This window comes from Streptomyces sp. NPDC002838 (assembly GCF_040295365.1).
GTDB lineage: Bacteria > Actinomycetota > Actinomycetes > Streptomycetales > Streptomycetaceae > Streptomyces.
The window spans coordinates 72,616-86,793 of record NZ_JBEOVF010000001.1 but is presented as its reverse complement, the minus strand read 5'-3'; the positions used below and the strand labels follow the sequence as shown (position 1 = coordinate 86,793).

The following is a 14,178-nucleotide window of genomic DNA, read 5'->3' as shown; positions in this document are numbered from 1 at the left end:
CTTCAACCTCGAGGACACCCATGGCCGAACGGCAGCGCTACTTCGAATTCACCGTGCCGGTTCCGGGCGACCCGATGCTCCACGCAGCCCGCCTCGCCCGCCGCGGACCGCACGAGCAGTACGTGGTGTACGAACGACAGGGCGAGTGGTGCTACGCGGGGGGAGCCGAAGCGGAAGTCACGGTCTTCCGCGACTTCATTGACTTCCGAGCGGGTACGGAACGCGCCTCAGTGCCATGTGCAGACGAACCGCTTCGCCAGGTACACCAGTTGCTCGGCTGCCTGCCGCTCAACGGCTGGCGTGCATACGGCTGGGCGTCGTTCGAGCTGTCATACGCGCTCGCCGACCGGGCAAATGAAGAGGTCCCGTCGGGCGGCGACGCATTACTGCATCTCGTCGTCCCCGCGGTGGAGGTGCGCTTCGGCTCGGGTGAAGCACTGATCCGATGTACCGACCCGGCCATGGCAGACAAGGTCCGCAGCCTCCTGGCCGACGCAGCCTCCGACCCGGCGCCCGCCCCCGCGTTCTCCGTGGACATCTCCGGCGGCGGACGGGAGCCGTACCAGGCGGCTGTGTCCGCCGCGGTGTCGGCCATCCGCAGCGGTGAACTGCACAAGGTCATCCTCTCCCGGACCGTCGAGGTGGAGCAGGAAATCGACCTGGTCGGCACGTATGTGACAGGACGGCGGGCCAACAACCCGGCCCGCTCCTTCCTGTTGCGTCTCGGCGGGGTCGAAGCCGCCGGGTTCAGTCCGGAAACGGTCGTGGAGGTCGCCGCCGACGGCGCCGTCTCCACTCAGCCGCTCGCCGGTACCCGTGCGCTGACCGGGGACGCGCCCCAAGACGCACAGCTGCGGGTCGAACTGCTCGGAGACGCCAAGGAGGTGTACGAGCACGCCATATCGGTGCAGGTGGCGTGGAACGAGATGACCGCGGTCTGCGCCCCTGGGTCGGTACGGGTCGAGGAGCTGATGGACGTAAAGCAGCGGGGCAGCGTCCAGCACATCGCCTCACGTGTCACCGGCCGTCTCGCCGAGCGCACCGAGGGACCCTGGCCGGCCCTGGCCGCGGTCTTCCCGGCTGTCACCGCGTCCGGCGTGCCCAAGCCGGCCGCGTACGACCTGATCCGCCGTCACGAGCCGGAACCCCGAGGTCTGTACAGCGGCGCGGTCCTGATGGTGAGCAGCGAGGGCGATCTGGACGCCGCCCTGGTGCTGCGCACCGTGTACCGGAGTCGGGGGCGTACGTGGCTTCGTGCCGGAGCCGGCATCGTCGGCGAGTCCCGCCCCGAGCGTGAGTTCGAGGAGACCTGTGAGAAATTGCGCAGCGTCTCCCGGCATCTCGTCCCGGCGGACGGCGCGGTGACCGCAGCGTTTCAGGCCAAGGGCAGCAGTTCTGGATGAGGAAGGGGCCGTGGCGTACCCTCCCCCCATGCCTATGACTCCCAGTCGCAACGCGCAGTACGGCGGTGCGGCGCGGACGGCCTCCGGCGGGGCGCCTCGGCGGCGCGCCGACGCGGAGCGAAGCATCGACTCGATCGTCGCCGCCGGGCTCGAGTGCTTCCGCGAGGACCCGAACGCCAGCATGACAGCCGTCGCCCGCGCCGCAGGAGTCAGCCGGGTGACGCTGTACGCGCACTTCCCCTCGCGCGAGGAGTTGTTCGAGGCGGTCCTGGCCTACTCGGTGAGCGAGGCGGACAAGGCCCTCGAGGCTCAAGAGCTGGACAACGGTCCCGCCGACGAGAGCATGGTCCGCATGGTCCGTTCCTGCTGGCGGATCCTTGACCAGCACTCCTTCCTGGTGACCGCCTCCGAAGGGCTCGTTGGAGAGCCACGCCGACGCCGACAACACCGCAAGGTGCTCGACCGCGTCGACCGTCTCATCGCCCGCGGCCAGGAAGAGGGCTTCTTCCGTACCGACCTGCCCCGCACCTGGTTGGTCACCGTCTTCTACAGCCTGCTCCATACTGCGGCCGGGGAGACCAGGGCACGGCGTCTGAAGGCTGGAGAGGCGGCGTCCGTACTTGAGCGCACTCTGCTCGCCACGCTCAGGAAGCCCGAGCCCTAGGGAGAACCGGCATCTGGGAGCGAACCGGGCTCGCACCCGTCGCTATGATCGCAGCGCGCGCTGGGGAGGACGGGCGATGTGGAACCTGGGAAGTCTCGAGGCTGAGGTGATGGACCGGATCTGGTCCAGCGACGAACCGGTCACGGTTCGCGACGTGGCAGAGGAGATCAACTCCGCCAGGGCGCAGCCGCTCGCGTACACCACGGTCATGACCACCATGTACAAGTTGTTCCGCAAGGGCTGGCTGGACCGCAGCAAGTCCGGGAAACAGTACGTCTACGCACCCGTCGAGGCTCGGGACGCCTGCGTCGCCCGTCTCATGACGCAGGTACTCGGGAAGAGCGCAGACCCGGAGGTCGCTCTCCTTCACTTCATCGAAGGGCTCGGCTCGGAGGGATCGACGGCGCTGCGCTCCGCCCTGCTGCACCATCTCCCTGCCGCGGACGACTCCGACACATGATCCGCCTCGCGCTGCTGGCCGGCTATCTGGTGTTGTGCGCGACCTGGGTTCCCTTGGTGCTGTCTCGGGCCACATGGGTCTCGCGTCTCCCTCGTGCCGCCATGGCGCTGTGGGCGGGGCTCGTGGTGGCGGTCTCGGCCGGAGCGGTGGCATTCGGAGTGTTGACTGCGCGACACGTGCGGTGGCATGCCGCCGACTTCGTCTGGTGCTGCACACGGCTCCTGGACGCCTTGGCGGGACACCTCGTGGTGATCCTGTGCGTAGCGGGTGCCCTGAGCGCCGCGGTGGTCGTCCTGCGCGGCGTCATCGTCGGCACGGGTACGCTCTGGCGGCTGCGCAGGGGGTGGCGCGACCACGTGGACGCACTCGACCTGTTGGCCCGTCCACTCGGGGACCTGCCCGCCGTGATCCTGGAGCACACGGCGCCGGCCGCCTACTGCGTACCGACCAAGGGAGGTCGTGTGGTGCTCACCTCGGGTGCGCTGCGACGGCTGCCGCCCGGCACGGTGACCGCCGTCATAGCCCACGAGCAGGCTCACCTGCGCGGTCGGCATCACCTGATGGCAGCTCTGGCGGCTTCGCTCGCCCGGGCGTTCCCGCACGTGCCGTTGTTCCGCCTGGCCCGCCCTGCCATGGCCCGGCTCATCGAACTGGCCGCGGACGACCATGCGTCCCGTCGGTGCCGCTCGGAGACGGTGGCCACGGCATTGTCCGTCCTGGTCGCGATGCCGCTCGGCGTGGGGGCGTTGCAGGCGGGCGCCGAAGGCGCCAGTGAACGTATCCGCCGACTGCGCAGGGCTCCCGCGAGTGGGGGACGACAGGCTGTGGCGGCCATGGGTGGCTTTCTGTCCACGGTTGCTTCGTCGGCCCTGATCGCCACTTGGGCGTGGGTGGGCGGGTGTTGATGCCGGCTGTCCTGCGGGACGGAACCTCGGCTGTAGGGCGGGAAGGCCCGCGTTACGCCTCGCGGGCAGAGGACTCGATGGCTAGGATGAGCATGGCGATCTCGTCGTCGAAGACCTGCCGGGACGTGACCTCGCGCAGGTAGGGATCGGCGGCGCGAAGACGCGGATACTCGCCGACCTCCTTGGCCAGAGCCAGCAGGCTGGCGGTGCGGTGGTGATCTATGGGATCGCCGAGCAGTTCACGGTGGAGCCGTCCGAGGACCAGGTCAATGAAGAGCACGTAGTGGCGGACCGCCCGGCGCTCGTCGAGTCCGGCGTCGGCGAGGATGCCCAGCACGGTCTCGACCAGCCGTAGTGCGCCGGGTCCGTGGTTGGCACGAGTCATGAGGATGTCGACGAGACCGGGATAGGCGGCCAGTTCACGGCGCATGCCGTCGGCGAGCCGCCGCAGCCGCTCCTGCCAAGGACCCTCGTCGATGTCCGGCGGCACGACATCTTGTTCGGCGACGGCGTTCATCACGAGATCGACCAGCCCGTTCTTGTCCGGCACGTGCCGGTACAGCGCCATACGCGAGGCGCCGAGGTCGGACGCGAGCCGCCGGATCGTCAGCGCATGCATGCCTTCCTTGCGCGCGATCTCCAGAGCGGCGGCCACGATCTGCGCACGGCTCAGACTGCCCCAGGCGCGGCGGCCCGGCGATGTGCCCGGGGCTTCGGGGTCTTCGGCACCGGCAGAACCCATGCGGAGAACCGTACTTGAACATCTTGCGGACGCATGTCCGCAAGATTTAGGTTTGCCTAACCTGATATCGAGTCAGAGGAGAGATCCATGTCCGTCGAATGGTCGGGCTGGCCGTTGTTGGAGATCAGTGCCGCCGAATTACCGCACGGCGAGGCCCGTTCGCTCGTGGTACGCACCCTGAGTGCGGCGCTCCACCGAGGCGAACCCTTTGCCGCCCTGGTGCAGATGCCGCCTGATGCTCCGCGCGGTGGGGGCGCTCCGGATGCGGCCCAGCAGGTCCGTGCGGTGCGGGAACTGCGCCCCGGACTCGCTGAACACTGTCGTGGTCTGGCGTTCGTACTGTCCGCCGAGGAGCAGGCTCGGCACTCCAAGGTGATCCAGTCCGGCACAACGGTGTGGGGCTGTCCGACCACAGCCGTCGACGGCCCGAAAGCGGCCCGAGTCTGGCTCCACGACTGCCTCGCCAAGGACGTCCTCTGATGTGGGTCATCGCAGGGCTCACCGCCCTTGTCCTCGCCGTCCGTCGCAGGGGACGGGCTCGTGCGGAGCGCCGGAACGGAGCGCCGTCTCTTCCTCCTGATGGCGGGTACAACAGGAGGTGACCGAAGGAAGAGCGGTGCGGTGCCGTATTGCGGCGGCCGAGGCCATGCCGTTCGACATCGAGCAGGCGGCCGCCAAGAGCCTGGGCGACCAGGCCAACATCGACGGCGCGCGGTCAACCGCGCCGGGAGGCAACCCGGTTCGCCGAGGGCGACTCTTCGGCTCCGCAGTCACCCACGGCGCCGACATGCCCGGCCTGAAGGAACTGGAAGGGGCGATGGACTCCTTCGGGTGAGCTATAGCGAGGTCCCCGCGGGAGCCCTTATCCCCTAAGACCGTGTCCCGCATGGTCAGTTGCCGGTTGTGCTTGGCATGGGGAGTGGGCGGTGGGGATGGATCGTGCCGGAGGGCTATGGGAGATCGCCAAGCCGCTGATTCCGGAGCAACAGGCGTGGCCGCAGGGCGGCGGAACAGCGAACACGGCTGATGAGACGCTGTTCGCGGCCATCATCTCGCGGGACTGATGGTGTTCACTGCCGCTTCCATAGCCTCCGGCTTGCGGCCGGTGGCGGAATGCTGATCGCCGCCCGCTCAGTCCAAGGCGTCGGCGCGGCGCTGATGTCACCGGCCGCGATGGCACTTGTCACGGCCATCTTCCATGGGTCCGACCGAAACAAGGCGCTGGGGGTGTGGGCCGCGATCGGTGGTGCAGGCTCCGCCGTTGGCGTGCTGCTCGGCGGAGTGTTCGTCTCCGGGCCCGGCTGGTAGCGGGTGTTCTTCATCAACGTGCCGGTGGGGCTGGTCGCGTTCTTCGGCGTCCCGGCCCTGCTCGGCAGATCCCGTGCCTTGGTGGCTCCTTCGGGCGCGGGCGGCTCCCTCGACCTCGTGGGCGCGCTCACCCTCACCGCTGGGCCTGGCTTGCTCGTCCACGGGCTGGTGCAGGCCCGCGACCACGGCTTCGACGCGCCGGGCGCCTGGCTGCCGTTGATCGGTGCCGTGCTGTCGGCGGTCGCTTTCGTGGCGGTGAAGCGCCGAGTGCGTGAGCTGCTCGTACGGCTCGTGATTTTCGCCCGGCGGTCGTTCGCCGGCGGCAGTGTGGTCATGCTGGCCGCCTCGGGACTGCTCATCGCGAGAGGATCGCTTCGACATCTTCCGCGACGACCTGACGACGACCGCCTTCTCGGCCGCCGCCGATCACCTTGCCTTCGCGCTCGGCCGGCACTTCTGTGTCGGGGCCCTGCTTGCCAAGGCCGAGGTCGAGATCGGGGTCGGCCGGCTCCTCGACGCCATGCCGGACGTGCGGTTCGCCGACGGCTTCGACCCTGTGGAGCAGGGTGTCTTCACTCGGGGGCCGCAGTCCCTGCCGGTGCGCTTCACGCCCGTGGCCGGATGATCCCCGGGGGGACTGGTCTTCGTACGGCTCTCAGTACGGCGCAAGCAGCGGGCAGGTGGGCTCCGTACAGGGCCCACCCCCGGCCCTCCGGCGTCGGCGCGCTACTGCACCACCGGCGTGAACCGCACCGGCAGCGACGTCAGCCCGCGCATCCAGATGGACGGGCGCCAGGTCGGCTCCTCCGGCTCCACCGTCAGGACCAGGTCGGGCAACCGGTCGAGCAGCGTCTCGACCGCCGTACGGGCGATGACGTCGGCCAGCAGCGGGGCCGGGTAGGGGCAGCGGTGTTCTCCGTTGCTGAACGACAGGTGCGCGGCGTTCTCCGCCCCGATGTGCCCGTCCGGCCAGATCTGCGGGTCGGTGCTGGCCGCGGCGAGGCCGAGTACGAGGCAGTCGCCCGCGCGGATCTGCCGTCCGCCGAGCTGGGTGTCGCACACGGCCCAGCCGACAGGCCAAGGACGCGGTGTTGACGCCGTATCGCGGGCCTTGGCCGGGACGTCGTTCCGGGGGCCCTGAGTGCTCCGGCCGAATACACGGCATGATCAGTGGATGCACGGTATGGAGGACGGCAGCGGCGGTGGGGACGTGGGTGAGCCGACGGAGATCTCGTCGCCGAGGGAGGCCGCCAACAACGCGCTGGTGCTGGCGTTCGGACGGTTGCAGGGCGCCGCGAACCGGCTGGAGTACATCCTGGGGCGGGCGCTGGAGCAGGAGTGCGGGATCAGCCACCTCATGTTCGAGGTGCTGCTCATCCTGGGGCGGGCGGAAGGGCCCGGCCTGTCGATGCGGGCGATCGCTCAGGAGCAGGTGCTGACCACGGGCGGCGCGACACGCCTGGTGGACCGGATGGAGGCGGCCGGGCTGGTCGAGCGCGCCGAGGACCCCGACGACCGGCGCGGGCGCCTCGTACGCCTGACCCGGCTGGGGGAGGAGACCACCGTACGGGCGTCCCGGCTGCACGTGGAGAACATCCGCCGTTACTTCCTGGCGCCGCTGCCACCCGAGGATCACGAGCGGTTCGCCGAGGACCTGCGCATTCTGAGCCACGCCGCTCGGGATGTGCTGCCCCGCCTGCCCTGAGGGCGGTCTTCGGGCTGCGGTCGTGCGGCGTCGCTGACTGTAAGGACACTGGAGGCATGGTGTGGCGACCGTCACCCAGGTGGGGAAATATCTGACGCGTCAGTTACTGTTTGGTCAGGCGAATCGCTCGCAACCGGCGGGCGCCCCACCCCTGCCGAGGTCCTCGATGAAGCTCGTCTACGTCTTCGACGCCTACTGCGGCTGGTCGCACGGGTTCTCCGGAACGCTGAGCGAAGTCGTCTCCCGTCACCCCGACCTGCCCGTGGAGGTCGTCTCCGGTGGTCTGTTCACCGGGCCGCGCCGGGTGCCGATACGCGAGTTCGGTTACGTCCAGGGCGCGAACGCCAAGATCGCCGAGCTGACCGGCGCGGACTTCGGCGAGGCGTACGAGCAGTTGATCGCCGACGGCTCGTTCGTGATGGACTCGGAGGCCGCCGCGCGCGGGGTCGCCGCCCTGCGCCAGGCCGCTCCCGTCCGTGCGGCGGAACTGGCCGTCGCCCTTCAGCGGGTCTTCTACGTCGACGGCCTCAGCCTCTCCGACCCCGCGACCTACCGGAAGGTCGCGCAGGAGGCCGGACTGGACGCCGCGGCCGTGGTCGCCGCCTTCGAAGGGGCCGAGGTGCGGGTGGCGGCGGGAGCCGACTTCCACCGGGCCGCCTCGCTGGGCGTCACCGGCTTCCCCACCCTCCTCGCCGTCGACGGCGACCGTGTCACCGCGCTGGCCCATGGCCATGCCACCGCCGACGAGGTCGACCGGCGGCTCGCGGCCGTGCGTACCCACTGAGCTACCCCCGTCCCCAAACACCCTCTCTCCGCAAGGAGTCAACGATGAGCACCCTCTCCTTCAATGTCCTCGACCTGGACTTCCCGGTCGGCAGCAAGAACAAGACCGCCACCCTCGTCACCGGTGAGAACGAGGCCATGCTCGTGGACGCCGGCTTCACCCGGGCCGACGGCCACCGCCTGGCCGCCGAGATCCTCGACTCGGGCAAGAAGCTCACCACCGTCTTCGTCAGCCACGGCGACCCCGACTTCTACTTCGGCGCCGAAGTGATCGCCGACGCCTTCCCCGACGCCGTCTTCGTCGCCACCCCGATCGTCATCGAACACATCCAGCACTCCTACGAGGGCAAGCTCAAGGCGTGGGCCGCCCTCGGCCCGAACCTGCCCACCCGCCTGGTCGACCTCCAGCCGCTGACCGGCGACCTCACCCTGGAGGGCCACCGCTTCGAGCTCAGGGGCGGCCCGGCCGGCCTGCCCGACCGCCACTACCTGTGGCAGGCCGAGCACCGCGCCCTCCTCGGCGGCGTCCTGCTCTTCCAGCAGGAGCACGTCTGGGTCGCCGACACGCCCACCCCCGGCGACCGATCCGCCTGGGTCGACCTGCTGGACGAAATGGCCGCGCTGCAGCCGGAGTTGGTCGTCCCCGGGCACCGCCTGCCCGGCGCCCCGGCGGACGCCTCCGCCATCACCGCCACCCGCGACTACCTGGTTGCCTTCGAGGAGGAGCTCGGCAAGGCGGCCGACGGCGCCGCACTGACCGACGCCCTCGTCAAGCGCTACCCCGGCAACGGCATGCTGATCGCCGCCCAGATCGGCGCGAAGGTCGCCAAGGGCGAAATGAAGTGGGGCTGACCGCGATGACCGACACCACCACCGATTTCGCGACCTCCACGGCGCCCGCCGACGTGGTCCGCCGCCAGTACCTGGCCTCCGCCGCCGGTGACCTGACGGCCCTGCGGGCCACTCTCGCCCCCGACGTGGAGTGGACGGAGATGGCCGGCTTCCCGCTCGCCGGCACGTACCGCACCCCCGACGGAGTCACCGCCAACGTGATGGAGAAGCTCGGCCAGGACTGGGACGACTGGACGGCTCACGACGACACCTACGTCGTCGACGGCGAGAACGTCGTCGTCCTTGCCCGCTACACCTCCGTCAACAAGGCCACCGGCAAGCCGATCGACGTCCGCGTGGCCCACCACTTCGTCGTCCGCGGGGGACTGATCGTCCGCTTCGAGCAGTTCGTCGACACCGCGCTGGTACGCGAGGCCATGACCGACTCGGCGGGGCGTGTGAGTTGAGCCGTGTACAGCCCGGCCGTACGGGCGCAGGTGCAGGCGTACGAGGACCTTGTCGAGAAGCACGGGATCGAGCCGGGCGAGGCGGCGCTCGCGTGGCTGCTGACCCGGCCCGGGATCACCGGACCGATCGTCGGTCCGCGCACGCTGGAGCAACTCGCCTCCGCGCTGCGGGCCGTCGACCTCGAACTGCCGCCGGAGGTACTGACCGGCCTCGACGAGATCTTCCCGGGCCCGGGCCCGTCGCCGGAGGCCTTCGCCTGGTGATCCGGCCGGACGCCGTGTGATCGGCCGCCGCGACCACGTCACGCGCGAGGGCGGCGGCCACCACGAACGAACACCTCCCGCAAGGCCGTGAGTCAGCCGTTCACGGGGTGTGACCGGCGCGGCGGAGAACAGGGCGCAGTGTCTCGATGACGCCGGGGTCGTCCACCGTGGAGGGGATGGGTTCGTCGTGGCCGTCGGCGATGCCGCGCATCGTCTTGCGCAGGATCTTGCCCGAGCGGGTCTTGGGCAGGGCGGCCACGACCGTGACGTCCTTGAGGGAGGCGACGGCGCCGATGCGTTCGCGTACGAGCTGGACGAGTTCGGCCTCGACCTCGCTCGGTTCGCGGTTGCCGCCTGCTTTCAGGACGACGAAGCCGCGCGGGATCTGTCCCTTCAGGTCGTCGGCGACGCCGATGACGGCGCACTCGGCGACGTCGGGATGGGCGGCCAGGGCCTCTTCCATGCTGCCGGTGGACAGCCGGTGTCCGGCGACGTTGATGACGTCGTCGGTGCGGCCCATGACGAAGACGTAGCCGTCGTCGTCGATGTGGCCGCTGTCGCCGGTGAGGTAGTAGCCGGCGTGGGCGGAGAGGTAGGAGGCGACGTAGCGGTCGTCGTCCTTCCAGAGCGTGGGGAGTGCGCCGGGCGGCAGGGGGAGCCTCACGACGATCGCACCGTCGACGCCCGCGGGTGCCGGATCGCCCGAGGGGTCGAGGACGCGGACGTCCCAGCCGGGCAGCGGGCGGGTGGGGGACCCGGGTTTGACGGGAGCGGCCTCGATGCCGACCGGGTTGGCGACGATGGGCCAGCCGGTCTCGGTCTGCCACCAGTGGTCGATCACCGGGACGCCCAGGAGGGCGCTCGCCCAGTGGTACGTCTCGGGGTCGAGGCGCTCGCCGGCGAGGAAGAGGTAGCGCAGGTGGGAGAGGTCGTAGCCGGCGGTGAGCGCCCCCTTCGGGTCCTCCTTCCTGATCGCCCGGAAGGCGGTGGGTGCCGTGAACATGGTCTTGACCCGGTACTCGGCGGCGACGCGCCAGAACTGGCCCGCGTCCGGGGTGCCGACCGGCTTCCCCTCGTACAGGACCGTCGTGGCGCCGACCAGCAGGGGCGCGTAGACGATGTACGAGTGCCCGACGACCCAGCCGACATCGGAGCCGGTGAACATCGTCTCGCCCGGGCCCACGTCGTACACGGCGCCCATCGACCAGTGCAGGGCCACCGCGTAGCCGCCGCAGTCACGCACGACTCCCTTGGGCTTTCCGGTCGTTCCGGACGTGTAGAGGATGTAGAGGGGATCGGTCGCGGGGACGGAAACGCAGTCGGCCGGCGGTGCGGCGGCGACCACGTCGGCCCAGTCGAGATCGTCGGGCCCCAACTCGGCCGGTTCCTGCGGGCGTTGCAGGATCACACTCTTTTCCGGCTTGTGGACCGCGAGGTCGATCGCCCGGTCGAGCAGGGGCTTGTACGCGATGACACGCTTGCCCTCGATGCCGCAGGAGGCGGAGACGACCACCTTGGGGGCGGCGTCGTCGATGCGGAGGGCGAGTTCGTGCGGGGCGAACCCGCCGAAGACGACCGAGTGGACCGCGCCGATACGTGCGCAGGCCAGCATCGCGACCGCCGCCTCGGGGACCATCGGCATGTAGATGACCACACGATCGCCTTGCCCCACGCCGAGCCGCGCGAGTGCTCCGGCGAAGGCCGCCACCTCGTCCCTGAGCTGCGCGTAGGTGGAGGTGCGGCGGGTGTCGGTCACGGGGGAGTCGTAGATGAGCGCGGGCTGGTCTCCCCGGCCGGCTTCGACGTGCCGGTCGAGCGCGTTGAAACAGACGTTGAGCCGCCCGTCGGGAAACCAGCGGTAGAGGGGCGCGCCCGAGGAGTCCAGCGCGCGTTGCGGAGCGACGTCCCAGTCGATGCCCTCCGCCGCCTTCAGCTAGAAGCGCTCCGGGTCTTCGGTACTGGCGTGGAAGACATCTTCGTACGTTCCCATCGCGCACTCCTTTGTCGCTTCGAGTTTCCGCCGCTTTGGGGCCGGACCACGCCGAACCATGCCGGGCCACGCCGGACCGGCCGACGAGCCTCCCGCAATCATGCCCTCCATGCCCGTGCGGATCATTGTGCGACGAGGCCCCGGCCCGCCGTCGATGATCGCCGCGCGGGCATAGATCACGGCATCGGGGCGCTGAAGCGGACATCCGGAAGACTGTCGACGAGGTGGTGGACCATGTGGCCACCTCCCGTTTGTTCGATCGAGAGCGAGTCGGCCCCTCGCGGGACCGGCCGCCATGCGGAAAGGAACCGTCCATGGACGAGCAGGGTGAGCGCTTCGACGTCGTCGTACTCGGCGCCGGGCCCGGCGGATACGTTGCCGCCATCCGGGCCGCCCAACTCGGCAAGCGTGTCGCGGTGGTCGAGGAGAGGTACTGGGGCGGCGTCTGCCTGAACGTGGGCTGCATCCCCACCAAGGCCCTGCTGCGCAACGCCGAGCTCGCGCACATCTTCACGCGCGAGGCGAAGACCTTCGGCATCAAGGTCGACGGGCAGGTCTCCTTCGACTACGGGGAGGCCTTCCGCCGCAGTCGGAAGGTCGCGGACGGCCGGGTCAAGGGCGTCCACTACCTGATGAAGAAGAACAAGATCACGGAGATCAGCGGTCGCGGCACGTTCCTCGACCCGCACACGCTCCAGGTGGCCGACTACGACGGCAACACCCGCACCATCGGCTTCGACCACTGCGTCATCGCCACCGGAGCGACTCCCAAGCTGTTGCCCGGCACGCGCCGCACCTCCCGCGTGGTGACGTACGAGGAGCAGATCCTCGCCGAGGACCTGCCGCAGTCCATCGTGATCGCCGGCGCCGGGGCCATCGGTGTGGAGTTCGCCTACGTCCTGCACAACTACGGCGTGAAGGTCACCGTCGTCGAGTTCCTGGACCGCGTCGCCCCGCTGGAGGACGCCGAGATCTCCGCCGAACTGGCCAAGCAGTACCGGAGGTTGGGCATCGACGTCCTCACCTCGACCCGCGTCGAGTCGATCGACGAGTCCGGTCCGCAGGTCCGCGTCACGGTCACCGGCAAGGACGGCGCGCAGCAGGTCCTGGAGGCCGACAAGGTCCTGCAGGCGATCGGCTTCGCGCCGAACGTCACCGGATACGGCCTGGAGAACGCCGGCGTGCGCGTCACCGAGCGCGGCGCGATCGACATCGACGGCCGCTGCCGTACCTCGGTCCCGCACATCTACGCCATCGGCGACGTCACCGCGAAGCTGATGCTCGCGCACGCCGCCGAGGCGATGGGCGTGGTCGCCGCCGAGACGCTCGCGGACGCCGAGACCATGGAACTGGACTACGCGATGATCCCGCGCGCCACCTTCTGCCAGCCGCAGATCGCCAGCTTCGGCTACACCGAGGCACAGGCGCGGGAAAAGGGCTACGACGTCCAGGTCGCCAAGTTCCCCTTCACCGCCAACGGCAAGGCACACGGTCTGGGAGACACCACCGGCTTCGTGAAGCTGATCAGCGACGCCAAGTACGGCGAGCTCATCGGAGGGCATCTCATCGGCCCGGACGTCACCGAACTGCTCCCCGAGCTGACCCTGGCCCAGCAGTGGGACCTCACGGTCCACGAGGTCGCCCGCAACGTCCACGCCCACCCCACCCTGAGCGAAGCGGTCAAGGAAGCCGTCCACGGCCTCGCCGGCCACATGATCAACATGTAGCCGCGCACAGCAGCGGCGACAGGCCCCCTGCCTCTCGCTCTTTAACCGTCGTACGTGTTAACCGTCGTACGTGTAGAAGCCTCGGCCGCTCTTGCGGCCGAGGTGGCCCGCGGCGACCATGCGGCGCAGCAGGGCGGGGGGCGCGTACAGCGGCTCCTTGAACTCCTCGTACATCGACTCGGCCACCGCCTGGGCGGTGTCGAGGCCGATGAGGTCGAGCAGCCGCAGCGGACCCATGGGGTGGGCGCAGCCGAGTTCCATGCCCCGGTCGATGTCGTCGGGCTGTGCGGCGCCGGACTCGGCCATGCGTATGGCGCTGAGCAGGAAGGGCACGAGCAGGGCGTTGACCACGAAGCCGGAGCGGTCGGGAGCCTGGATGGCCTGCTTGCCCAGCTGCTGGGCGAAGTCGCGGGTGCGCTGGACGGTCTCCGGGCTGGTGGTGAGGGCGGGGATCAGCTCGACCAGCTGCTGCACGGGCACGGGGTTGAAGAAGTGCATGCCGATGACCTGCGCGGGCCGCTCGGTGACGACGGCGAGATCGACGATGGGGATCGACGAGGTGTTGGTGGCCAGGATCGCCGCCGGGTCTTCGACCGCCTTGTCCAGGGCGCGGAGCACGTCGGTCTTGATGTCGCGGTTCTCGGCGACGGCTTCGACGACGAACTGGCGGTCGGCCAGGTCGCTGAGGTCGTGCGTGAAGGACAGCTTGGCCAGGGCCTGGTCCCGCTGCTGTTCGCTGAGCTTGCCCCGCCGTACGCCCCGGTCGAGGGAGTCGACGAGACGGCGGCGGCCGGTCTCGACGGCGTCGTGGGTGGCTTCGGCGACGCGGACGTCGATGCCGTTGCGGGCGGCGACTTCGGCGATGCCGGAGCCCATGAGGCCGCAGCCGACGACGCCGAGACGGGTAACGGGATCCATCTGCAGTCCTG

Annotated in this window: 15 protein-coding genes and 4 pseudogenes; 15 read left to right on the top strand and 4 right to left on the bottom strand. The window is 69.8% G+C overall.

The window, feature by feature from the left end:
* Positions 1-20 precede the first annotated feature (20 nt).
* From ABT063_RS00410 to ABT063_RS00395, 4 genes are all read left to right on the top strand, one after another.
* Positions 21-1,403 (top strand): salicylate synthase, encoded by a 1,383-nt coding sequence (locus tag ABT063_RS00410; RefSeq protein WP_351054828.1) that lies wholly within the window; start codon positions 21-23, stop codon positions 1,401-1,403.
* Positions 1,404-1,431: 28 nt separating this feature from the next.
* Positions 1,432-2,067 (top strand): TetR/AcrR family transcriptional regulator, encoded by a 636-nt coding sequence (locus tag ABT063_RS00405; RefSeq protein ID WP_351054827.1) that lies wholly within the window; start codon positions 1,432-1,434, stop codon positions 2,065-2,067.
* A gap of 76 nt (positions 2,068-2,143) precedes the next feature.
* On the top strand, positions 2,144-2,527 hold the full coding sequence (locus tag ABT063_RS00400) for a BlaI/MecI/CopY family transcriptional regulator (protein WP_351054826.1): 384 nt from the start codon (positions 2,144-2,146) through the stop codon (positions 2,525-2,527).
* Complete coding sequence (locus tag ABT063_RS00395) at positions 2,524-3,432, top strand: M56 family metallopeptidase (protein WP_351054825.1); 909 nt, start codon at positions 2,524-2,526, stop codon at positions 3,430-3,432. Before ABT063_RS00400 ends, ABT063_RS00395 begins: the two co-directional genes overlap by 4 nt.
* Positions 3,433-3,484: 52 nt before the next feature.
* Here ABT063_RS00395 and ABT063_RS00390 read toward each other — a convergent pair whose 3' ends face one another.
* Positions 3,485-4,174, bottom strand: coding sequence for a TetR/AcrR family transcriptional regulator (locus ABT063_RS00390; RefSeq protein WP_351054824.1), 690 nt, complete (start codon positions 4,172-4,174; stop codon positions 3,485-3,487).
* Positions 4,175-4,261: 87 nt separating this feature from the next.
* Between ABT063_RS00390 and ABT063_RS00385 the strand changes: the two genes are divergently transcribed.
* From ABT063_RS00385 to ABT063_RS00365, 5 genes and pseudogenes are all read left to right on the top strand, one after another.
* A complete protein-coding gene (locus ABT063_RS00385; RefSeq protein ID WP_351054823.1) occupies positions 4,262-4,654 on the top strand; it encodes a hypothetical protein in 393 nt (130 codons plus the stop codon).
* A gap of 118 nt (positions 4,655-4,772) precedes the next feature.
* Positions 4,773-5,009 (top strand): hypothetical protein, encoded by a 237-nt coding sequence (locus ABT063_RS00380; RefSeq protein ID WP_351054822.1) that lies wholly within the window; start codon positions 4,773-4,775, stop codon positions 5,007-5,009.
* Between the two features lie 77 nt (positions 5,010-5,086).
* Positions 5,087-5,226 (top strand): annotated as a pseudogene (locus ABT063_RS00375) (IS5/IS1182 family transposase); the annotation flags it as partial.
* Positions 5,227-5,287: 61 nt separating this feature from the next.
* Positions 5,288-5,482, top strand: a complete 195-nt coding sequence (locus ABT063_RS00370) for an MFS transporter (RefSeq protein ID WP_351054821.1) — start codon at positions 5,288-5,290, stop codon at positions 5,480-5,482.
* A 367-nt stretch (positions 5,483-5,849) separates the two neighbouring features.
* Positions 5,850-6,107: pseudogene (locus ABT063_RS00365) on the top strand (cytochrome P450); the annotation flags it as partial.
* A 101-nt stretch (positions 6,108-6,208) separates the two neighbouring features.
* Here ABT063_RS00365 and ABT063_RS00360 read toward each other — a convergent pair.
* Positions 6,209-6,550 (bottom strand): annotated as a pseudogene (locus tag ABT063_RS00360) (cytochrome P450); the annotation flags it as partial.
* A gap of 106 nt (positions 6,551-6,656) precedes the next feature.
* On the opposite strand from ABT063_RS00360, the gene ABT063_RS00355 reads away from it, so the two are divergent.
* The 5 genes and pseudogenes from ABT063_RS00355 to ABT063_RS00335 all read left to right on the top strand — a co-directional run.
* Positions 6,657-7,187 carry a MarR family winged helix-turn-helix transcriptional regulator gene (locus ABT063_RS00355; protein ID WP_351054820.1) on the top strand — a complete coding sequence of 177 codons (531 nt, stop codon included), beginning with the start codon at positions 6,657-6,659 and terminating at the stop codon, positions 7,185-7,187.
* Positions 7,188-7,353: 166 nt separating this feature from the next.
* Positions 7,354-7,971: a DsbA family protein gene (locus ABT063_RS00350; protein WP_351054819.1), complete on the top strand. Its 618-nt coding sequence runs from the start codon at positions 7,354-7,356 to the stop codon at positions 7,969-7,971.
* Between the two features lie 44 nt (positions 7,972-8,015).
* Entirely contained in the window at positions 8,016-8,822 is an 807-nt protein-coding gene (locus tag ABT063_RS00345) for an MBL fold metallo-hydrolase (protein WP_351054818.1), read from the top strand.
* Positions 8,823-8,827: 5 nt separating this feature from the next.
* Positions 8,828-9,268 (top strand): nuclear transport factor 2 family protein, encoded by a 441-nt coding sequence (locus ABT063_RS00340; protein WP_351054817.1) that lies wholly within the window; start codon positions 8,828-8,830, stop codon positions 9,266-9,268.
* A pseudogene (locus ABT063_RS00335) lies at positions 9,269-9,532 on the top strand (aldo/keto reductase); the annotation flags it as partial.
* Positions 9,533-9,632: 100 nt separating this feature from the next.
* Here ABT063_RS00335 and ABT063_RS00330 read toward each other — a convergent pair.
* Positions 9,633-11,465: an AMP-binding protein gene (locus ABT063_RS00330; protein ID WP_351055218.1), complete on the bottom strand. Its 1,833-nt coding sequence runs from the start codon at positions 11,463-11,465 to the stop codon at positions 9,633-9,635.
* A 371-nt stretch (positions 11,466-11,836) separates the two neighbouring features.
* Here ABT063_RS00330 and lpdA point away from each other — a divergent pair, with 371 nt between their 5' ends.
* Positions 11,837-13,249, top strand: a complete 1,413-nt coding sequence (gene lpdA, locus ABT063_RS00325; RefSeq protein WP_351054815.1) for a dihydrolipoyl dehydrogenase — start codon at positions 11,837-11,839, stop codon at positions 13,247-13,249.
* A 57-nt stretch (positions 13,250-13,306) separates the two neighbouring features.
* On the opposite strand, the gene ABT063_RS00320 is transcribed toward lpdA, so the two are convergent.
* Positions 13,307-14,167 carry a 3-hydroxybutyryl-CoA dehydrogenase gene (locus ABT063_RS00320; RefSeq protein WP_351054814.1) on the bottom strand — a complete coding sequence of 287 codons (861 nt, stop codon included), beginning with the start codon at positions 14,165-14,167 and terminating at the stop codon, positions 13,307-13,309.
* Between the last annotated feature and the right edge of the window lie 11 nt (positions 14,168-14,178).